This is a genomic window from Ruegeria sp. HKCCA5839 (assembly GCF_013035585.1).
Classification (GTDB): domain Bacteria; phylum Pseudomonadota; class Alphaproteobacteria; order Rhodobacterales; family Rhodobacteraceae; genus Ruegeria.
In genome coordinates, this window is sequence record NZ_WQIE01000004.1 from 171,723 (window position 1) to 192,934 (window position 21,212).

Annotated in this window: 17 protein-coding genes; 10 read left to right on the forward strand and 7 right to left on the reverse strand. The window is 52.7% G+C overall.

The window, feature by feature from the left end; genetic code table 11:
• Positions 1–19 precede the first annotated feature (19 nt).
• Positions 20–1,525 carry a malonyl-CoA synthase gene (locus GOV38_RS13235; RefSeq protein ID WP_171208244.1) on the reverse strand — a complete coding sequence of 502 codons (1,506 nt, stop codon included), beginning with the start codon at positions 1,523–1,525 and terminating at the stop codon, positions 20–22.
• 86 nt (positions 1,526–1,611) lie between these two features.
• Complete coding sequence (locus GOV38_RS13240) at positions 1,612–2,028, reverse strand: VOC family protein (protein WP_171208245.1); 417 nt, start codon at positions 2,026–2,028, stop codon at positions 1,612–1,614.
• Between the two features lie 353 nt (positions 2,029–2,381).
• On the opposite strand from GOV38_RS13240, the gene rfbC reads away from it, so the two are divergent.
• The 8 genes from rfbC to GOV38_RS13280 all read left to right on the forward strand — a co-directional run bounded on the left by rfbC (position 2,382) and on the right by GOV38_RS13280 (position 12,471).
• Positions 2,382–2,942, forward strand: coding sequence for a dTDP-4-dehydrorhamnose 3,5-epimerase (rfbC, locus tag GOV38_RS13245; protein WP_171208246.1), 561 nt, complete (start codon positions 2,382–2,384; stop codon positions 2,940–2,942).
• Positions 2,939–3,979 (forward strand): dTDP-glucose 4,6-dehydratase, encoded by a 1,041-nt coding sequence (rfbB, locus tag GOV38_RS13250; RefSeq protein WP_171208247.1) that lies wholly within the window; start codon positions 2,939–2,941, stop codon positions 3,977–3,979. The genes rfbC and rfbB overlap by 4 nt, the downstream gene beginning before the upstream one ends.
• Complete coding sequence (gene rfbD, locus GOV38_RS13255) at positions 3,976–4,824, forward strand: dTDP-4-dehydrorhamnose reductase (protein ID WP_171208248.1); 849 nt, start codon at positions 3,976–3,978, stop codon at positions 4,822–4,824. The genes rfbB and rfbD overlap by 4 nt, the downstream gene beginning before the upstream one ends.
• Positions 4,821–5,693, forward strand: coding sequence for a glucose-1-phosphate thymidylyltransferase RfbA (gene rfbA, locus GOV38_RS13260; RefSeq protein WP_171133138.1), 873 nt, complete (start codon positions 4,821–4,823; stop codon positions 5,691–5,693). Before rfbD ends, rfbA begins: the two co-directional genes overlap by 4 nt.
• Positions 5,694–5,878: 185 nt before the next feature.
• On the forward strand, positions 5,879–7,684 hold the full coding sequence (locus GOV38_RS13265; RefSeq protein WP_171208249.1) for a type I secretion system permease/ATPase: 1,806 nt from the start codon (positions 5,879–5,881) through the stop codon (positions 7,682–7,684).
• A 292-nt stretch (positions 7,685–7,976) separates the two neighbouring features.
• Positions 7,977–9,944, forward strand: coding sequence for a right-handed parallel beta-helix repeat-containing protein (locus GOV38_RS13270; protein WP_171213014.1), 1,968 nt, complete (start codon positions 7,977–7,979; stop codon positions 9,942–9,944).
• Between the two features lie 225 nt (positions 9,945–10,169).
• Entirely contained in the window at positions 10,170–11,105 is a 936-nt protein-coding gene (locus GOV38_RS13275; RefSeq protein WP_371808502.1) for a glycosyltransferase family 2 protein, read from the forward strand.
• 25 nt (positions 11,106–11,130) lie between these two features.
• Entirely contained in the window at positions 11,131–12,471 is a 1,341-nt protein-coding gene (locus GOV38_RS13280) for an O-antigen ligase (protein WP_171133142.1), read from the forward strand.
• Here the strand turns inward: GOV38_RS13280 and GOV38_RS13285 are convergent.
• From GOV38_RS13285 to GOV38_RS13305, 5 genes are all read right to left on the reverse strand, one after another.
• A complete protein-coding gene (locus GOV38_RS13285; RefSeq protein ID WP_171208252.1) occupies positions 12,462–13,382 on the reverse strand; it encodes a sulfotransferase in 921 nt (306 codons plus the stop codon). The genes GOV38_RS13280 and GOV38_RS13285 overlap by 10 nt on opposite strands.
• 3 nt (positions 13,383–13,385) lie before the next feature.
• Entirely contained in the window at positions 13,386–14,789 is a 1,404-nt protein-coding gene (locus GOV38_RS13290; protein ID WP_171208253.1) for an oligosaccharide flippase family protein, read from the reverse strand.
• A 164-nt stretch (positions 14,790–14,953) separates the two neighbouring features.
• Positions 14,954–16,144 carry a hypothetical protein gene (locus GOV38_RS13295; protein WP_171208254.1) on the reverse strand — a complete coding sequence of 397 codons (1,191 nt, stop codon included), beginning with the start codon at positions 16,142–16,144 and terminating at the stop codon, positions 14,954–14,956.
• Between the two features lie 239 nt (positions 16,145–16,383).
• Positions 16,384–17,058, reverse strand: coding sequence for a polysaccharide biosynthesis/export family protein (locus GOV38_RS13300; protein ID WP_254430473.1), 675 nt, complete (start codon positions 17,056–17,058; stop codon positions 16,384–16,386).
• Positions 17,059–17,165: 107 nt separating this feature from the next.
• Positions 17,166–17,852, reverse strand: a complete 687-nt coding sequence (locus GOV38_RS13305; protein WP_171102137.1) for a sugar transferase — start codon at positions 17,850–17,852, stop codon at positions 17,166–17,168.
• Positions 17,853–18,772: 920 nt separating this feature from the next.
• Between GOV38_RS13305 and GOV38_RS13310 the strand changes: the two genes are divergently transcribed.
• Entirely contained in the window at positions 18,773–19,600 is an 828-nt protein-coding gene (locus tag GOV38_RS13310; RefSeq protein ID WP_254430495.1) for an ExeA family protein, read from the forward strand.
• 271 nt (positions 19,601–19,871) lie between these two features.
• The gene (locus GOV38_RS13315; protein WP_217352091.1) at positions 19,872–21,176 is read left to right on the forward strand and encodes a hypothetical protein; all 1,305 of its coding nucleotides are present in this window, start codon (positions 19,872–19,874) and stop codon (positions 21,174–21,176) included.
• Positions 21,177–21,212: the final 36 nt, after the last annotated feature.

Below are 21,212 nucleotides of genomic sequence, written 5' to 3' on the forward strand. Positions count from 1 at the left end.
CACCGGCGGTCCAACTTGTTCAGCGTGCGCCGTACTCCTGCCGCAGCAGGTTTTTCTGCACTTTCCCCATCGTGTTTCTGGGCAGTTCTGTCAGAACCTCATACCGACCGGGATGTTTGAACCGCGCAAGTTTTTCTTTCACAACCGCAGCGATCTGATCGATGGAGAGCGCGACCCCGGGTTCGGCCACGAGGGCAGCCACAATCGCTTCGCCAAAATCCGCATCCGGCACCCCAAAAACGGCAGATTCCAGCACCCCATCGATGTCATTCAAAACATCTTCGACCTCTTTGGGGTAAACATTGTAGCCGCCGGTTATGATCATATCCTTGGATCGGCCCACAATCGTCAGATATCCATCTGCACTGTATTGCCCAAGATCACCGGTGATAAAGAAACCTGTGTCCCGCAGCTCTTCAGCGGTCTTTTCCGGCATCTGCCAATAGCCTTGGAACACGTTGGCACCGCGCACCTCGATCATCCCAACCTCGCCCTGGGGCAGGGGGGCACCGGTTTCAGGGTCGGTCACGATCACCTCGGTGCCGGGCAGGGGCATGCCAACGGTGCCCGCGCGACGTTCGCCGTCATAAGGATTTGACGTGTTCATATTGGTTTCGGTCATCCCATACCGCTCCAGAATACGGTGCCCGGTTCTGGCGGTGAACGCCTCGTGGGTTTCGGCCAAAAGCGGTGCGCTGCCCGAGATAAAAAGGCGCATATTTGCGGCCGCCTCTTTGGTCAGGCGTGGGTCATTCAGAAGCCTAGTATAGAAGGTGGGAACACCCATCAGCATGGTTGCATCAGGGAGAGCGTTGAGGATCGCATCAGCGTGAAAGCCGGGCATGAACACGACCTGTGATCCGGCATAAAGCGCGGTATTCAGCGCGACAAACAGACCGTGGGTGTGAAAGATCGGCAAAGCATGGATCAGACGGTCTTTGGCGGTGATCTGCCAGTGATCCGTCAGCACCTGGGTGTTGGACAGCAGGTTCTCATGACTCAGCATCGCGCCTTTCGACCGGCCCGTGGTGCCTGACGTGTAAAGCAGCGCCGCCAAGTCGCCGGGCGCTCGGGGCACCGTTTCGAAATGCGAGGATTGGCCTTCCGCAGCCTCGCTCAGGCTTCCATGCCCATCCGCATCAAGGGTTAGAAGCCGGGCACCGGCTTGCTCGGCGATGTCCCCCAAAGCTTCAGACGATGACGGGTCACAGACCAGCAGCTTAGGGGCCGCGTCAGAGACGAAATAGGCGACCTCATCGCGTTTATAGGCGGTATTCAAAGGCAGAAACACAGCCCCGGCCTGAAGCGTGGCCGCGTAAAGCAATACCATCTCGACCGATTTATGCGCCTGCACAACCACACGATCCCCCGGATGCACACCGGCTGCTTGCAGGGCGTGCGCAAACTGGGCGGCGCGTGCAACAAATTCGGCATAGCTGAGATCAGCTGTGCCCTTGCGGCTTATGAAACAGGAGGGATTGGTCGCGTGGGGAGCGAAGAGCGCATCATAAAGAAGGTTGGACATTCGAGATGTTACTTTCGTCTGGTAAGGCACGGGGCTGTTTACGATCCATGTGAGGCCCAGTTCAATTGGTCAGTCGGGGTGCCCGCCTAACCATCGCGCCCGGGCTCATTTGGGTTGCTTGAAAACAGCGCAATCTTGTTGCCCTGCGGATCCCGCAGATAGCTGACATAGAATTGTGGCCCATAGTTGGGGCGAAAGCCCGGTTGACCCTCATCTGTACCGCCTGCGTCCAGGGCGGCGGCATGAAGTCGACGCACTTGCTGCTGGTTGCCTGCCTCGAAAGCCACCATCGCCCCGTTACCGGTCGAGGCCGCCGCACCGTCAAACGGGGGTTTCACATAGAAGTCTGGACAAACAGGTCGCTGACCGGGCGCGACCGGCAGCGCAAAGCTGAGCCCCTCGGGCCCTTCGTCCAACGTATAGCCCAACGCAAGCAAGAACGCAGAATAGAACCGTTTTGCTTTGGCAAGATCGTCAGCGCCGACAGTAACATAGGCAATCATCGGGATGGGTCCTCTGGTCTGCTAACCTAGCGACGGTGGTGTAACACAAAAGGTGCGATGTGAGCGCTATTTCGGTGTTCTCGGTAGGGGCCCGGCACACTTTCCAGGCACAAAACGACCCAACCCCAAAAAAACACGATATGTGCGAACAATTTTCCGAATACCAAGTAGACTGTTGCGCAAATAGATCCGTAAGAAAAAATAATCTCGCTTTATAGATATGAGTTTGGCGATGATTGTATTGCACTTTTTTTCAACACCGTCCAAGGGCTGTGGCAGGTAACGTGTAGCGTTAGTGACAACGCATTTATCCATTGTTAAGAGTTCGAGTAGTTTAAGAAGGGTACTGATTGATGCAAGTAGAAGAGACCGCTCTGCCGGGGGTTGTCGTTCTAACACCCAAGCGGTTCTCCGACGAGCGCGGTTTTTTCAGCGAAAGCTGGAACAAAAACACGCTGGCCACCCATGGGATAGAGTTTGATTTCGTACAAGACAATCACTCTCTGTCGATTGAAACGGGTACGTTGCGCGGGTTGCATTTTCAAGCCCCACCGCATGCACAGGACAAACTGGTGCGCTGCGGTCGTGGGGCGCTGTTGGATGTGGCGATCGATATCCGCAAAGGCTCGCCCACCTTCGGCAAATGGATCTCGGTTGAGCTGTCGGCCGAGAACGGTCGCCAATTGCTGGTCCCAAAGGGGTTTTTGCACGGCTTTCTTACGCTGAAGCCTAACACCGAGATTTGTTATAAATGCACCGATTTCTACGCACCCGACTGTGACGGTGTAGTTCACTGGGACAGCTGCGGGGTTGATTGGGGGTTGAGCAAGCCCCCGATCCTGTCTGAAAAAGACACAAAGGCCGCAAGGTTTGACAACTTTGACAGCCCCTTCATATGGGAGGGCGCGGCATGAAGATCATCGTGACCGGAGGCGCCGGCTTCATTGGGTCGGCGGTCGTGCGCCAGGCCCTTGGCCAGGGGCATCACGTGGTCAATCTGGACGCGCTGACCTATGCGGCGTGCCTGGACAATGTGGCAAGTGTGGCAGGAGCCCCCGGCTACAGTTTCGTGCAGGCCGACATTCGTGACCGTGCCGCAATGGACCGGGTTTTTGCCGAACATCAACCAGATGCGGTGATGCATCTGGCCGCCGAATCCCATGTCGACCGCTCGATCGACGGGCCCGGCACCTTTATCGAGACCAATATCACCGGCACCTACACGCTGCTCGAAGCCGCCCGCGCCTATTGGCATGGCAAAGGTCAGCCCGACGGGTTTCGGTTTCACCATATCTCGACCGATGAGGTCTTTGGTTCGCTGGGCGACACCGGTGAGTTTACCGAAGACACGGCCTATGATCCCCGCTCGCCTTATTCGGCGTCAAAGGCGGCCAGCGACCACCTCGTGCGCGCCTGGCATGAGACCTATGGGCTGCCGGTTGTCCTGTCGAATTGTTCGAACAACTACGGGCCGTATCATTTCCCCGAAAAGCTGATCCCTGTGGTTATCCTGAATGCTTTGGCGGGCAAACCGATCCCGGTTTACGGCAAGGGCGAGAATATCCGCGATTGGCTCTATGTCGAAGATCATGCCGACGCGCTGCTGACCATCCTGCAAAAGGGACAGAACGGTCGCTCTTATAATGTGGGCGGTGAGAACGAGGCCAAGAATATCGATCTGGTCCGAATGATCTGCGCCATTCTGGATGAAAAACGCCCCACCGGCGGGTCATACGCAGACCAGATCACCTTTGTGGCCGACCGCCCCGGTCATGACCTTAGATATGCCATTGACCCGACCCGGATAAGAACCGAGCTGGGATGGCGCCCCTCTGTCACGCTTGAACAGGGGTTGGAGCTTACGGTGCAATGGTATCTGGACAACGAGGAGTGGTGGCGCGCACTACAAAACCGGCAGGGTGTGGGCGAGCGTTTGGGAGTAAAAGCGTGATCCTCGTGTTTGGCAAGACGGGGCAGGTGGCGCAGGAACTTGCCGCCTATCCCAACGTGTCTTGCCTGGATCGAGCCGCTGCAGACCTTTCTGATCCGGAAAGCTGCGCGCAGGCGATACGCAATACCAAACCCGCGGCGGTAATCAACGCGGCAGCCTACACGGCAGTTGACCGGGCGGAAGACGAAGAAACGGCCGCGCGCATTATTAACGGTGACGCGCCGGGGGCCATGGCAAGGGCTTGTGCCGATCTGGGCATTCCGCTGGTTCATATCTCAACTGATTATGTGTTTAACGGGTCCGGCACCGAGCCTTGGACACCTCAGGATGCAACCGCGCCACTGGGTGCCTATGGTCGCACCAAACTGGCCGGAGAGCAGGCGATCATGGCTGCCGGGGCCTATCATGGTATCTTGCGCACCTCCTGGGTGGTGTCTGCACATGGCAGTAATTTCATCAAGACCATGCTGCGGCTTGGACGCGACCGTGATGATCTGACCGTCGTAAGCGACCAAATCGGCGCCCCGACCTCGGCGCGCGCAATCGCTGCGGCCTGTATCATTATGGCCGAGGGCTTGATGTCCGATCCGAACAAATCCGGCATCTATCACTTTTCGGGTAGGCCTGAAACGAGTTGGGCCGATTTCGCGCGCGAGATATTCAGCCGCGCGCAGATCACCTGTTCGGTCACGGATATCCTCACCCGGGACTACCCGACCCCTGCAACGCGGCCGTTGAATTCGCGCTTGGATTGCAGCGCAACCGAAAAGGTTTTTGGCCTTACGCGACCCGACTGGCGTCAAGAGCTGACACAGATATTGGAAGACTTAGGAGAAACCGGATGACGGATCGCAAAGGGATCATCCTGGCCGGGGGCAGCGGCACGCGGCTCTACCCGATTACGATGGGGCTGTCGAAGCAATTGCTGCCGATCTACGACAAGCCCATGATCTATTATCCGCTCAGCGTGCTGATGCTGGCCGGTATCCGCGATATATTGATCATCACCACCCCGCAGGATCAGTATCAGTTCCAGCAAACTCTGGGCGACGGGTCGCAATGGGGTATTTCGCTCAGCTATCAGGTTCAGCCCAGCCCGGATGGTCTGGCGCAAGCCTATATCCTGGCCGAAGCGTTTCTGGACGGCGCGCCGTCGGCGATGATCCTGGGCGACAACATTTTTTTCGGCCACGGCCTACCGGTTCTGATGGCCGCAGCGGATCAGAAACCTTCTGGTGGCACCGTGTTTGGCTATCACGTGGCCGATCCCGAACGCTATGGCGTGGTCGCCTTTGACGAAGCCGGGCGCGCCCGTGAAATCATCGAGAAGCCCGAGGTTCCGCCCTCACGCTATGCTGTGACGGGGCTTTACTTTCTAGATGCCACAGCACCCGAACGGGCGCGTGCTGTCAAACCCTCGGACAGGGGCGAATTGGAGATCACCGAGCTTCTGCAAAGCTATTTGGAAGAGGGCGCATTGCAAGTCGAAACCATGGGGCGCGGATATGCCTGGCTGGATACGGGGACGCATTCATCGCTGCTGGACGCTGGAAACTTTGTGCGCACGCTCGAGGAGCGGCAAGGGTTGCAAACCGGCTGTCCCGAAGAGATTGCCTATCAACAGCAATGGATCAGCCGCGAGGCCCTGGAACAGCAAGCCAAACGGTTTTCGAAGAACGGCTATGGCGCCTACCTGGCCGGGCTTCTGGACTAGCACAAAGCCAACTGACAAGCTGAATACAACGCAGACAGCATATGCTGCTGCGGTTGCGAAGCTATGGATTTGTGTCATAGTGGCTTGACAATATTGAGTTCTATTCGAAGCTCTGAACTCGTTCCGATGATCACGGATATGACTTGAAGGCGGTTTAGGCTGTATCAGTTTGGTAATGGTGACTAGTGAAACTCGATGCATCAGAAACTGAACCAATAATCAAAAGACCTTCTTCAGCGGAGAAAAATTTCTACCGTCTGGCGATTGACAAGCTGCGGGCGAAAATCCTGCAAGTTGGCGGGCTGAGCGCCATCGTCAACTTTTTGATCCTGACAGGCCCGCTTTACATGATCGTTGTATACGATCAGGTCTTGCCCTCTGGGTCGCTGGATCTTCTGGTTAAGCTCTTTTTGCTTGTGATCATCCTGTTTGTTCTATTTGGCGTCTTCGAGTGGTGGCGAACACGGATCTTGTCTCGAGCCAGTTTCCAACTGGATGCCGAAACACGCGATACGGTATGCGAAAAATGGCTGGTAGAAGCTATCGAACAGCCAGGCTCTCAGCATGATCCCCTTCGCGATCTCGAGATCATGCGGAACTTCATAAGCAGCCCCGTCGTATTGGCGTTGTTCGACCTGCCCTGGATACCACTTTTTCTAGGGGTGGTCTTCTGGATCCACCCCTGGCTGGGTTTTTTAACCATCTCTGGTGCTGCAATTGTTATCGTTGCAGCGTTGCTGAACAGAAAGCTCACTCAGGCGCCTGTCTCGCAAGCGACTCGAGCGGACAATCACGAGCGCAGTTTTATTCGCCACGCTCACCGCGACGCCGAAACGATATTCGGATTAGGGATCAAAGATAATGTCATCGCGCATTGGGATCGCTTACACCAGCAAAGCATGTCGCATTTTTTCAAAGGTTCAGACACTTCTGAGTATTTTGCAGCGTTCTCAAAAGGCTTTCGACTCTTCTTACAATCAGCACTGCTAACAACCGGCGCTGTTCTGGCAATTCAACACCAGATCTCTTTGGGTGCGATCATTGCGGTATCGGTTCTTGCCGGTCGCGTTTTGGCCCCTTTGGATCACGTTATCACCCAGTGGCGCATTTTCGGTCGTGTGTTGTCCGCTCATCGCAGGCTTTCGGCGTTGCAAGCTGTGCCAGCGGAACCGGTAACGGTGGACCCGTCCGCAAACCTGATCACCCAATTGCGCGTCGATGCGATAAGTAAGTCCGCTCCAACCGGGGCACAAATGACGCGGCCTTACATCCTGAGCCAGGTAACACTGTCCCTGCAGCCCGGAGACGGGTTGGTGGTGATAGGCAACAGCGGGGCCGGCAAGTCCAGCCTGGCCAAATTGCTTGTGGGCATCTGGACACCTGACACCGGACAGGTATTGCTGGGTGGCACTCCGGTGGTAACACAGCGAAATAGTTCGAGCAGGCCGTCCGTCGGCTATTTGCCGCAACGCGTAGACCTATTGCCCGGTACCATCGCCCAGAACATATCTGGCTTTGAAGAGCAAACCGACGAACAAGACATTGTTCAGACCGCACAGATCGCTGGCATCCACGATATGGTCCAGAATATGCCCGATGGGTATAGGACACGCATCGGTCTGGGTGGCTACCCTTTGTCAGGTGGTCAGGTTCAGCAGCTGGGTTTGGCCAGAGCCATCTTCAAACAGCCGCGATTGATTGTGTTGGACGAACCAAACTCAAATCTGGACAAGAGTGGTAACGCTGCCTTGGTCAAAGCGATTCAAGACCTGCGCAACCGCGGCAGTATCGTCGTAACCATGGCACATCGTCCAAGTATCGTTGAAGCCGGAAACAAAGTGATGATCCTGCACAAGGGGCGTGTATTGAAGCAAGGTGATCGAGAAGAGGTTTTCACAACGCCGCCGGTAGAAAAGCAAACGATGAAAATCGCACCTCTGCCCCCCAGACAGCGCAGAGTAACCTCGGCTGGAAAAAGACGTCAAAGCTGATCACAGAGTGGCATACAGTCGCAAACATACTGATTCTCGAATGCGACTCGGATGAGCAAGCGAAATGTGTGGATTCCACGATTTTGCCTTATTTCAGCGGCAAAACTTCGCCGATTGCTCACGGAACTACGCCTAATTACCTCCATTTTTCAGCAACTAGCCACCGATCATCCATAGTATCGGCTCCTTTCTGCCGTAATCGAAGGGATAATTAACAAAATAGATGCAGTTTGTTTCCACCCCGCATAACCGTTGATTGGGGAATGGAAATCCGAGCAGGAGAAAACTACGGATGACAATCTATAACGTAACCAACGCAGCAGAGCTCACGGCTGCGTTGTCCAGCGCAAGCGGTGGGGATGAGATCCGCTTGTCTGGGGGCGATTACGGCGCTTTGAACATCAGCAAATCGTTCAATTCTGAAGTCCGCATCGTCTCTGACGATCCAAGCAATCCCGCCAGTTTCTCGACTATGAATATCAATGGCGCGTCGAATATTACTATCGACGGCGTCGAATTTGACTACAGCTTCAGCGCTGGTGACAAGATTTGGTACGAACCGTTTCAGATCAACAACAGCTCTAATATCGCGATCCAGAATTCCACTTTCGATGGGGATGTCGCAAGTGGTTTGACCGCAGAAGATAATGGATACGGCGCCGGGAAAGGCCTGGCCGTTGATGGGTCGGACGGCATCACCTTCACCGGAAATGTAATGTATGATTTCTGGAAAGCTGCGGTATTAACAGACAGCACAAACCTGAACGTTTCCAACAACGAGATCCACTCGATCCGCTCGGATGGCCTGAACTTTGTACAGGTGCAAGGTGTCCTTATCGAAGGAAACTATATCCACGACTTTGAAGCATCGCCAACGTCGGGCGACCACCGGGATATGATCCAGTTCTGGACGAACAAAACAACCGAAGCGACGACGGACGTAGTCATCCGAAACAACACCTTTGACATCGGTCAGGGAAGTTGGACGCAAACGATCTTCATGCGCAATCTGGCGGCTGAACAAGGCAACACGTCCTTGTTTTATCAGAACATCACGATCGAGAATAACGTCATCTACAATCAGCAGTATCACGGGATCACGGTCGGTGAAACCAATGGTCTTGTGGTCAGCAATAACACGATCGTACAGGCTTTCGGCGATCCCAATATGCCGACGACAGGTGGTTCATTGGCACCACCACAGATCAATATCGCATCCAGATCGACAAATGTAACTATCGAGCAAAACGCGGTCGCAAAAATTGACGGGTATAATGGTCAGTCAAATTGGAATGTTCAAGACAACGCACTGATCCAAAACAGTAATCCAAACGGCGCAGGTTTTTATGGGGACGTTTTCACGGCCCAGTCACTTAACGATAGCACGCCTTACCACAATTACGATGTGATCCCAGGCAGCATTGTCGATCTTCTGAACGCGGGGGCGATCCTCGCACATCCTGAAGAAAGTCAGTCGTCAGTTTCGACCCCGACGACCTCGACACCGACCACAACCACTCCTGTCATTACTGACCCGGTTGACACGGCTGTCACTGATCCTGTTCAGACCACAGACCCGACAACAGTCACGGTTGACCCTGATCCTGTGGATACCAGCGGGAGTTCTTCATCCAACTTTGATGTCAGCTCCTTTGCGATAGACGCTTACATATTGGACTTGGATGATATCGAAGGCACATCTGCTCTGAAAGGCGACGCCAAAGTCATTACGACAGCGTCCGGTGAAAAAGCGCTTTATCTGGATGGTGTGAAAGACAAGGCTGACTTGGGTCGTCTTAAGCCGCTAGAAGACTCTGATCAGATTTCGTTTAGCATTGACTTCAAACGTGACACTGCTGATGGAAAAACAGAAGCCTTGGTCTGGAACCACAAAAAGATTGGTGTTTCGCTGGTTGGTGACGGGCTGGAAATTCAGGTTGCGAACAATGACTCCAAATTCTCAGACGGGTTTATCCTGAAAGACCTTGGTCTGAACGATACCGATGAGCATCAGTTGACGGTCATCGTTGATGCAGTAACCGACCGAATCCAGGTGATCGTGGATGGTGAACTTGTTCTCGACGAACAAAGCTATGATCTCGATTTTGTCGGTGCTGGTGGCAAAGAGTGGGGTTGGACCCTGGGGCCCAAATGGGGCAACGGGTTTGATGGCGAAATCTACGACTTCCGCATCGACGATCAAGCAAACTTCTTTGACACAACAAATGTCATCGACGACTCGATGGCTGTGTTTGGTTGATAGTATTCGGGGCGCGGGGAAACTCGCGCTCCTTTCTTGTTTGGTCTGGCAAAAACGATACCGGCCAAACTTGCCTGATTAAAACCAATCCGGCGATAATTCATGCTGTTTTTGACGACTTCGCACGAGAACGCGGGAAATCCTTACAAACTATCCTAAAATATGTAATGAGGGGGCAGGGCCGTTACCCCTTTTTTTTGGCTCCAAATTTGAATGAGTAAAGCAGTGACCCAAATCGACCCAAGTGACTCCCCGCGAGTGTCCATTATTGTGGTGAGCTACAACACCAAAGACATGACGCTAGAGTGCCTGCGCTCGGTTCAGGAGCAGACCCAAGTTCCTTATGAATTGATCGTGGTCGACAATGCTTCGAACGATGGTTCGCCCGACGCGATTGCGACCGAATTCCCCGACATCGAATTGATGGCAGAAAAGGACAACCACGGGTTTGCTCTGGCCAATAACATTGCTGCCCTAAGGGCACGAGGCGAATACCTGTTGCTGCTAAACCCCGACACGGTTGTCTTGGATCATGCCATCAATCATCTTATTGAATTTGCGGATAAAAACCCACAAGCGCGGATTTGGGGTGGCAAGACCTACTATGGTGACATGTCGCTGAACCCGACAAATGCGTGGAACCAGATGACCCTGTGGGGCGTGATCAGTCAAGCGCTTGGGTTCTCGAGCGTGTTTCGAAAAAGCGATCTGTTCAACCCAGAAGCCATTCCAGGCTGGGACCGTGACAGCGAGTACGAAGTTGATATCGTGACAGGCTGTTTCTTCCTGATCAAACGCGATTTTTGGCAAGAACTGGACGGTTTTGACAAAGCCTTTTTCATGTATGGAGAAGAAGCAGATCTATGCTTGCGAGCCCGCGCGAAAGGCGCGCGTCCGCGCATCACACCAACGGCTCAGATCATCCACTATGCGGGTGCTTCTGAAAAAGTACGCTCGGACAAAATGGTGCGGTTGCTAAGGGCAAAGATGACGTTAATCCAGCATCACTTCCCCAAATGGCAACGAGGGATCGGACAATCTATGTTTCGGCTGTGGCCCTGGTCGCGTATGGTGGGGCTGAAACTCTTGCGCCGGCAGGAGGCTGCGACGGTCTGGGGTGAGATCTGGCATCGGCGCAAGGAATGGCAAGACGGGTATTGACGCCGGGAAAGTGATTTTTGGTTAGATGGCTGTAACACACCCAGAAGAAACATACACGCGCGCGCAAACACGCGACACCGGGGCAAAACTCAATATCCTGGTGGTCTTTTTTCTGTTCAGTCTTTTGGTGCCTCTCACGATTGAACTGGCTGGAATAAAGCTGCTCGCGTATCGTGCGGTCGCTCTGCTTTTGTTTTTTCCCGCGTTTATCGCATGGTGTCGAGGGCAAGCCGGGCCGCGAAATTTCGCAGACTATGCGATGATCGGATTAAGCGCCTGGTTCATCATCGCGATGGTCGCAAATCATGGATTGGGTGTTTGGCAAACTGTTGGCGTGCATACCGCCGAATTGCTCGGCTGCTACTTACTCGGACGCGCGTTCGTTAGGACGCCAGAGCAATTTTTCAAAGTTGCCAAACTGCTTGTTGTCTGCTTCTCACTATTGTTGCCATTCGCTCTGATCGAAGCTCTAACCGCACAAAACGTTCTGCTCCAATTGTGGAGCTATGTTGGCAGTGCATTTCCTGATGTCGACCACGAGCAGAGGCTCGGCTTCGATCGCGTCCAAGGTCCTTTCGAACACCCGATCCACTTCGGGGTCTACGGCGGCGCTTTGATCGGACTTGCGTGTTATGTTTACGGCTATGGTCGTGATGTGTGGGGCCGAATTTGGCGCACAGGTCTCGTTGCACTTACAGCGTTCTTCTCGTTGTCTTCAGGGCCCCTCGCGGCAATGACAGCTCAGTTCGGTTTGATCGCCTGGGACGTTGTTTTGCGTGACGTAAAGAGCCGTTGGTGGATACTCGCAGGGCTGGTGGCAATATGGTACGTAGCCGTCGATATTCTGTCCAACAGGACACCGATTGAAGTTATGATCAGCTATTTCGCGCTGAACGCTCAAACGGGTTACGGGCGAATTCTGATTTTTGACTACGGCATGCAGAATGCCCTGGCTAATCCGCTTTTCGGAATTGGGTTTGATGACTGGGTTCGTCCAGCTTGGTTGACAGACAGTGTCGATATGTTCTGGATTTACTATGCAATGATTGCTGGGTTGCCGGCAGGCTTCCTAGTCTTGGCTGCGTATTTCGGCATGATGATTTCTATAATCAAACGACCACTGACTGATCCTAAAATGCGTCAATACCGAATGGGATGGATAGTTACGATGGTCGGTCTTTTTATGGCGGGCTGGATGGTACATTTCTGGAAGGTACCGTTTGTTTTGTATAGTTTCCTACTTGGCACCGGTGGCTGGTTTCTGAGTTATCAACCGAAAGAAGATCAAAACGGTTCCAAAGAAACTGAAAGCAAAAGAAAAATCAACTACACGCGGTTTCCGGTTCGGCAGGGCCGTCAATCATAGTTACTGAGATCTGTCTGTTCACCAACCAAAGACCGTAAACGGTGATTGCTATCAGAATATCGACCAGAGAAGTGACCTTTTACAAAAGACGTAACTGGTTTTTTTCGACGCAAGAGCTTTTTAGCCAATGGGCGCTTTAGCAAATATCCGGCGCCACGATACAAACCGTTTGGTGTATGCCCCAAGTGAAGAAACGGATTGGGGTTTAGAACCGAGCTTTGCACCTGATTAATTCTGCGCAGGACCGGTACAGCATATTCGGGGTAACTTGGCGTATGCGCTGCGCGAGCGTCGGGGTGTATGCTTTCAAACCGCTTGTTATCACAGAACTTGGCCAGACGTTCTGCTGCTTCGTCCATATCCTGCCTTAGGCTCTCCTGCGTCAACACATAGACATGCTCGACACCGAAAAGAGACTGGTAAAGTCCGATCAACCGGTCATATTCGAAATGCACCGCAGAAAACGAGAAAAAACCAAGGTCATTTTCTTCTCGAAAAAACCGGTCATAGGGCATCGTGCCACCGCGCAACAGATATTGCATATAGACTGATGGCAAGATGCGCATTTGATTTCTGATTGACACAAGGATACGAGCGTCTGGGAAGATTTTCTTCAGGCGGCGCGCATAAAGGTCACTTTCGCGACCACCGAAGAAGGGATGGCCGCTTAGAATCTCTGACGAGATCACCGGAACTTCGCCAGGTTTCAGTGTTTGCCAGGCCTCTTCAATATGGGCCTGCATCGGCTTGGGCGTAAACGTCAGCCCATGTGGAGTTACGACTTTTTCAAAAATCGTCTGGTGCCCGGCCAGTTGGCGAAACCCGTGACGCGGAACGAACAGTTGGTTCTGCATCCATGTCGTTGCGGTCTTGTGATACCCAATATGAAGTAACGGCAGGGGATTGGTCACAGTTCACTCCACATATTGCGTGAACACACGCTGGCTTACATAGCGTCGAAGGTTCTTCATCACAAAAAGGGCAACCGCCATTAAGGTCGCGGTTACGACCGTAGTCAAAAGAAGGTCTAAGCCTGAGAACCAGATTTGTTTTGTCATTGCCAAAGCCAGCAAAACAAAAGCGATCAGAACCGGAATACCCATTGGGCCAAGCGAAAGATTTACGCGCGTCTGAACAAGGCGCAGTGACACAATGAACCCAAAAAGCTCTCCTGAAGATGCTATGAGAATAATGACAAACAGACCGTATCCGTGAACGGCCGCATACCATGAGACGGGTAGTGACATGACCCGAAACATGTTTGCGATCATAGCGTTGCTCGTCCGGCCTTTAGCCAGGGCAACGACCGCGCTTCCTGTTTTGAAGACTCGCAAGGCATGCAACAAAGCCAAGGGGATGAGGTAAGGGACAAGTGCTGCGTACTTGTCGCCGAGAACAAAATGAACAAAAACCGCGCCAAACACCACGATGCCCGCCATCAGAAACAGACCGTTTGTCAGGCTCGTCTGCATGGTTGCATAGGCTAACTGCTCAAAACGCTCTTGATCGCCTTTGGCTGCAGAAAGTTGCGGCAGAAAAAAGCTTTGCGTGCTTTTGGCCACGATCAATGTTGGCGTGAGCGTCAAGGTGAAGCCCATAGCAAAGATCGCCAGTTCAGCCATGCCCAGTTCGCGACCGACAACCAGCTTTTCACCCTGCAAGACAAGAATAAGCAAGATGTTGTTAATCAAAAGCGGCCAACCGAAATGAAAGGCTCGTCCCACCAACTGGCGATCAAGGCGCAAAGAATAAGGACGGATCGACACCAGATGAGAAAAGAGTACCGTCGCGACACCTTGCGCAATCACCGCATACAACATCACACGGTAATCGCCAAAATACTGAAACAGAGGCCAGGTTAGAACCACCGAAAGAAACGCAGGCAGGCTGGTGCTGAGGATCAGCGGGCCGAATTTCTGTTGCCGTTGCAAGCGATAGACATCGAAATGGATAAATCCGTTCAAGAGCGGGACAATGGCCAGAACCTGATAGGCCCAAGCAACTTCCGGTATTCCAAGGAAATTTGCGATCGGATGGGCCAGGAAGAAAAGCAGGGCTGCCGAAAACACGGCGCGTACGGCGTGAAAGCCTTGTAAGCCAGATTGAAGCTTTGTGTCGTTTCCGTCTTTGTCCTGAACGATCAGTTGTTGCAATCCAAAGCTAGAGGTGAGCTCGACGATTGCCATGCTGATGGCGAAAGTCGCCGCGATGCCATAATCTTCAACACTGACCAACCGGGCAACAAGGAGGTTGCGCAGAAAGGTCATCGCAGACCCGAACGCGTTCCCGGACAGGATCAGCAGTGCAGATCGAAACATTGTCCGGCCTTCCCAGAGACTTGGTTACACAAACAAGAAAACTAATGAATCAACGCCATCCGGCAAACAGAACAATAGATGATCAGCTCAACAGTCGCGAGAAAAAACAGGAAACCATTTCTTTTGGAAAGAAATCGTTTCCTGTTACTACACGATCAATCCGTTCAGCGTTGAACGACGAAAAACCTGTCCAATGAAAAAAAGATTTCGTTGGATTTGGCTGACCCAACACCTTCTTCGAAACGGTGCCGGTATTCATAACCTGCAGACAGGTTCCAATCGGCGTTCAAGGCGCGGATGTAAGTTGCTCGGAAAGTAGTATTGTCGGTATCGGTCACGCTACCATTGCCGGCGTCGTCCACTTGTCCGTATCCAACACGAAAATCCAGGCTGGACACCGGATTGATGTCAGTTAGGTAACTCAACGTTGCGCGTGTCGATCGAATGTCATTACCCTGAACGTCGTTCCGGAAGTCTCGCACAAATGCGGCACCGATCGACCCGTTCGCCAAGGTATAGTTGTATCCGATCTGTCCAATCGGATCTATATCGCCCGACGGTCCACGCGTGACACCCAGCGTTGCATCAAAGGAACCACCCTTTAACAAAAACGATCGTGTAACGTCGAAATTCGTCCGACGGCCAGTGATCGCCACACCGGTGTCAATTCCAATTGCCGCAAAGCCATTGGTCAGGCTTCGTGTAACGGTCAGCCCACCAGTAAGACCATCTTCTTCAGTGGTGAATGGCGTAATATCTGTCTCTTCGATATCAGCGTAGCCAACCCGTACGGAAACGTCGGTGATCGGATTGACCGCATAGGTCAAGTCAAACAACAACTCTTGTGTTTCGCGTTCTTCCTGAAGCGTGTCATCGGCCTCATAATCGATCCGCGAATAGCTGAGGCGCCCGGTTGCGGTCGATGTGAAGCGGAACGTGCCAAATACCTCAGAGCGCAATTCGTCGTTATCGAAAAGGCCGGGATCCGTTGTATCCTCAAAACTTTCATCTAAGTATTGCAGGTCGAACCCATAGCCAACCGCGTCGTTGATCCCATTTTCCCAAGCGAAATTCAGCCGCGAGGTGGTCCGCGTTCCATCATCAATGATCAGGCTGTTCGAATTCAACTGGTCTTGAACGCGCAACGGGTCGTCGAAATTCAGATCGACCCGACGGATCCGTGCATCTGTCGCGAGACGACTATTGGCGCCATCGCGCGTATAGGCAAAGAACGCATTGGGATCGTCGACATCGACATTCTGGGATTGTCCCGGAACCTCACCCAGCCGCACGATGCCGCTCAGATCAAATTGCAAAGTGTCAATCTGGGTTTCTTTCAACAACCCGTAGGACAATGTGGTGTCCAGAATAGTTGTCGTCTCCTGCGAACTTCCGACATCAAGTCCGAAATTATCGTTAATACGCAGTGAAGAACTGATCCCATACGTGTAAGTCAGCCCCCCCGGGGCTGACTGAGCGCTTGGTACTGCTTGGCCTGCAGCTGTGTTGGCTGAACATATGGCGGTCGTTGCCGCGAGTGCCAACGTCAAACTTTTGTTGTTTTTCACCTGGGCCCCCTGCTCCTGGGCGATGGTTATTCAAATAGCTTCCTCTGTGGGATCACAATAACGTCACCAGCCTGAAGCGCAACATTGCCGGTGTTGTCATAGTAATTGTAGCTGTAAACGTTGCTTCCCCGACGCAGTTGGATGCGTTTTCCGGCTGCGAAGCGGGTCAAACCACCAGCTTCCGCGATAACTTGCAGGATTGTGGCGTTGTTTATGATCGGGACACGGCCTGGGATCGTGATCTCTCCGGTAATGAACACATCGTTGCCGGTTGCAGCCGTTGCAGCCACAGTTGGCGCGGCAAGTGCACCAACTGAAACAAAGACGGTCGGTGTCGTGGCGAAGTTCGGTGCCAAACGACTTGTCAAAGTGCCACGAAGCTGGCCAACGGATGAACCCGCTGCCTGAACAGAGCCAACGATCGGAAAGTTGATAGATCCGTCTGGCAGCACAAGTGCTTGGCGGTTAAGGCTGGCATCTTCCAGCACTTCAATTTGCAAGATATCGCCTGGTTGAATGCGATATCCAGCTTGTGCCGATGCCTTGGTTGCAGTCAGACCCGTGGCCATCAAAGCAATGGCGAAAAGGCTGCAAAGGAGTTTATACATCTGGTCTCCCCCGGTTGTGAAGTTGTTGTCAAATTTAACCCTTAGTCGGGCCGTACGAAGATTATTTTCGAGCCGGAGAAAAACCTGAGACAAATTTGCTTCAGCCTCTTCTAAATTTTACCAACTCAGCATTCCAAAAGCTTTCTCTTTTTTCACAGCGAAACCAAATACTTGCGCAATGGCGCTGTGAAACTCCCTGCTCAGTGTCCAGTGCAGCGCAACACAGCGCCGACAGTTTTGAACAAGATCATCAGGTCATTTTTGAAAGAGAGGGTTTTCCCATATGTAGTATCGAATCGCGCTCGATCCGCAAAAGTCGATTCGTTGCGATCCGAAACTTGCCACAAGCCTGTAATTCCTGGGCGCAACTCATAATAGGTACGCCCTGGGTACAAGGCCTTTTGGCTCACCATCATCGGTCGCGGCCCAATCAACGACATGTCACCGCGAAGAACGTTAAGCAGCTGTGGTAACTCGTCCAAAGAAGAACGGCGCATGAACGTACCGATTGCAGTGATGCGCGGGTCTTTTTTAAGCTTTTGCGTGCTGTCCCATTCGATCCGTGCACCCGGATTTTCGGCCAGATGTTTTTCAAGACGGGCATCTGCGTCGCTCACCATAGTGCGGATTTTATACATGGTGAAAACGACACCATTACGACCCACCCTGGCTTGGGTATAGAAAGGTGAGGCTCCATCGCGGGATGCAACCAGCGCAAGAATGGCGACAAGAGGCAGAGCGATCGGCGAAACCAACAGGATGAAAGAAATATCCAAAGCGCGCTTCAAGTAGTCACGATAAAGCTGTGTGGCCGGTCGCCCGAGCGCACGCGCACTTCTTACAGATCCGTCCGGGGAAACTTTTTCCACGGCATCGAAATTATGCATCTGTGTTACCATTACAAACTTCACTCCAAAACCGGACGCTAACACACACGCCCTGGCATTACTCACTACTCGACGAACAACGCATCTTTATGAAAATTTTCCAAATGCTGTCACCCTGTTTTCTCAGGTTTTGACCAGCTTTGTCGCCATAATTTTTACTCGTTCTGGCAAAAAATTTTAATTTTCGCGTTAAGCCTTTGATAACCTGTACATTACTATCAGCATCACTGTACATCTTCAAGGCCGAATTGTTTCCGTTGCTTACGCAATACTGGCTAAGAAATATCATTGATGCACAAAATGTCGGCGCAACTGTTGTACAAGGCACAGTTCTGACAGAATCTTTCCCACTTTGCCCTACCGTTTTCTGGGCTCTCGACGTCATCGGCCAAAGGCGATTCTACCTATAAGATACCCAACTATCGCAAGTACTACCTTCAGCGCCCGACCGCATACCCTTTTTGTCTAGAATTCTGATCCACAAGATACTTGAGCCGCGAGCAGGTGATTCACTGTTATGCTGTACCGCAGAAAAATCTCGCTTTAGGCGCGATGCTGGCATAGGCAGTGGCCTAGTATTGTTTCCAGAAAGGATTATATTTGACGCATCCAGAAGAGATTGAGTGGTAATCGTGTATCAGCCGCTGGACAATTTGCATCCAGCAAATGAATCATTCAGAAAGTTGAGTAAGATGTTGTGCTACGGCTCGTGTATCCCTGACTGTCGTGGATGCGTGCTATGTGTTGGTAAAGATCGTCGTGGTTTCGGAGAAAGTCGGTAAAACGAGATGAGTTCGGGAGAGTTGTATACTGGCTTTTTTGGCCTGAATGAGCGCCCCTTCACGCTTATTCCGGACCCAAGCTTTTTGTACTGGTCGACCCAACACCAACGCGCGTTCTCTGTCCTCGAATTCGGCATTATGTCCCGCGCTCCGATTACTCTGGTCACAGGTGAAATCGGTGCTGGCAAAACAACACTGGTTCAAAAGCTGCTGTCCAAGGTGGACGACGGACAGGTCTCGATCGGCCTGATCTCGAACGCTCAGGGTGGGCGCGGTGAATTGCTCCAATGGGTTCTGAACGCGCTTTCCGTGCCTTTCGTGCAAGGCGAAAGCTATGTCTCGATGTTTCAGCGTTTTCAGGAATTCATGATCAGCGAATATGCTGCCGGGCGACGCGTCGTCCTCATCATCGACGAGGCGCAGAACCTGTCGTCGGAAGGGCTGGAAGAACTTCGGATGTTGACCAACATCAACAGTAATAAAGATGAGTTGATCCAGCTCATCTTGGTTGGTCAACCAGAGCTACGTGATATGGTACGTTCACCCAGCATGCGCCAACTTGCACAGCGTGTGGCGGCCAGTTTCCACCTTGATAAGATGGATCAGAAAACGGTCACCAAATATATCTCGCACCGCATGGAAACCGCTGGTGGTACCGGCAAAGAGTTCACCTCAGGTGCCTGCAAAGCGATTTTTCAAGCCACACAGGGTGTTCCCCGGCTGGTAAACCAACTGTGTGAATTTGCGCTGATGTACGCCTGGAGCGACGAGACAAATGTTGTGTCGTTGAGGGTGGTGAAGTCTGTGTTGAAAGACGGCGTGTTCTTCGGTGGCTTCGCGCTTGAGAGCGACGAGGACGAAATTAATGACGACGAGAAGAGCACCGCAGAAAAAGAAAAAGACAATAGCGAGTTGCTTTTCCTTCGGTCATCCGACCGCATCATTCCGGAAGGTCAGACAGGATAATGCCACAATTGGGTGGTAGGGGCATCTAGGGTAAAAGGTTCTTAGGCTAGTGTTGGACGTACGTTACTATTTCTCATTGTTCATGCGGCGGTTTCCTCTGCTGCTGATTATCGCCGTTGCGATTTCGGCGGTCGCGATCACTGTTGCGCAAACGTTGCCCCCTTCTTACGTGTCGGCGGCCAAGCTGGCAGTTGAACGTCCAAAGATCGATGACCCGTCAGGACAACTTGCCCCGGAGCTAGCGCAGCTGCAGATTGCGCAGGGCAAGTTGATGACCCGGGCCAACCTTCTGGCAATCGCCGACTTAGTACAGCCGGTGCCGGATCAAGCAAATAAAAGCCCAGATGAAATTGAAAGTTGGATGCGCAGCAAGACCTATATTTGGGCACGTGCACGGCGCGGTGAAGCCACATTCATGGATATCAGCTTTGAGGCACAACAAGCCGAGCATGCGGCGTGGGTTCTTGAAGAATATCTGAAAATCATCAATCAGATCAGTATTGATGAAGGCGTTGAAAACGCAGCACAAAAACTTGGTTTCTTCGAACGTCTTGAGACCGAGTTGCGCGAAAAGCTGGCCGACCAGAACGCCCGCATCCTGGCATTCAAGAGCGAGAACATTAACGCTTTGCCCGAAACGCTGGACACTCGGCTGGGTCAGCAAAGCACTCTTTTGGACCGGATCGCACAGTACGAGCGTGATCGCTCGGTCCTTCAAGATCAGCGTGTGCGTCTGATCCAGATATTCGAGTCGACGGGACAAGTTAGCGGTGCTGCCGTGACACAGAACCTGACGCCAGAACAACAACAGTTGAGAGTTCTTCAAGCGCAGCTGAATGATGAACTGGCGGTTAAGTCGTCAGAACACCCTCAGGTCAAAGTGTTGATCGCGAAGGTAAGGCAGTTGGAACAGGTGGTAAGCCTGCAACCCGCTCCGCAAGCACAGCCGGGAACAACCGGCAACCCGCTGCTGGATAGCCAACTGGCCGATATCGATTCGCGCATTGCGGATATCGAAGCACAAAAAACAGACGCGTTGCTGCAGCTGGAAAGGATCGAAGCCACGATCGACCAGACACCAATCAACGCAATTCAACTGGAAGAACTTACGCTGGAGCGCGACAATATCCAGCGACAGTACACTGATGTTCGCGCAAAACTGGCAGACGCCGCTGCCAGCAAAGAGATTGTCGAAGGCAATCAAGGGCAACGCGTCGTCGTTTTGGAGCCACCGTCGATCCCTGATGCGCCCAGTAAGCCCAATCGGTTGCTCATTGCAGTGGGCGGCAGTTTCTTCGGCATCATGACGGGCGCTGCTTTGATTATTTTGCTGATGCTGCTGGACCAATCGGTGCATCGCCCGCAAGACTTGGTTTCCCGGCTCAATGTAACGCCACTGGCGACGATTCCCTACATTGAAACAGCCGCTGACCGTTTCCGTGCACGGATGCGCGTCGCCGCCTGGCTGATCGCGATCGTAGTCGGAGTGCCCGCGCTGCTCTATGCGGTTCATGTTTATTATCAACCACTTGATGCAATTGTAACACCTATTGTCGACAGTCTGGGGGCGGCTTGATGACGGTGTATTTGGTATTGGGGCGAAAGGACTAAG

Coding starts and splice junctions, on each gene's coding strand:
- GOV38_RS13235 (WP_171208244.1), bottom strand. CDS start 1,525: ATGTCCAACCTTCTTTATGATGCGCTCTTCGCTCCCCACGCGACCAAT.
- GOV38_RS13240 (WP_171208245.1), bottom strand. CDS start 2,028: ATGATTGCCTATGTTACTGTCGGCGCTGACGATCTTGCCAAAGCAAAA.
- rfbC (WP_171208246.1), top strand. CDS start 2,382: ATGCAAGTAGAAGAGACCGCTCTGCCGGGGGTTGTCGTTCTAACACCC.
- rfbB (WP_171208247.1), top strand. CDS start 2,939: ATGAAGATCATCGTGACCGGAGGCGCCGGCTTCATTGGGTCGGCGGTC.
- rfbA (WP_171133138.1), top strand. CDS start 4,821: ATGACGGATCGCAAAGGGATCATCCTGGCCGGGGGCAGCGGCACGCGG.
- GOV38_RS13270 (WP_171213014.1), top strand. CDS start 7,977: ATGACAATCTATAACGTAACCAACGCAGCAGAGCTCACGGCTGCGTTG.
- GOV38_RS13280 (WP_171133142.1), top strand. CDS start 11,131: ATGGCTGTAACACACCCAGAAGAAACATACACGCGCGCGCAAACACGC.
- GOV38_RS13290 (WP_171208253.1), bottom strand. CDS start 14,789: ATGTTTCGATCTGCACTGCTGATCCTGTCCGGGAACGCGTTCGGGTCT.
- GOV38_RS13305 (WP_171102137.1), bottom strand. CDS start 17,852: ATGCATAATTTCGATGCCGTGGAAAAAGTTTCCCCGGACGGATCTGTA.
- GOV38_RS13310 (WP_254430495.1), top strand. CDS start 18,773: ATGTCCCGCGCTCCGATTACTCTGGTCACAGGTGAAATCGGTGCTGGC.
- GOV38_RS13315 (WP_217352091.1), top strand. CDS start 19,872: ATGACCCGGGCCAACCTTCTGGCAATCGCCGACTTAGTACAGCCGGTG.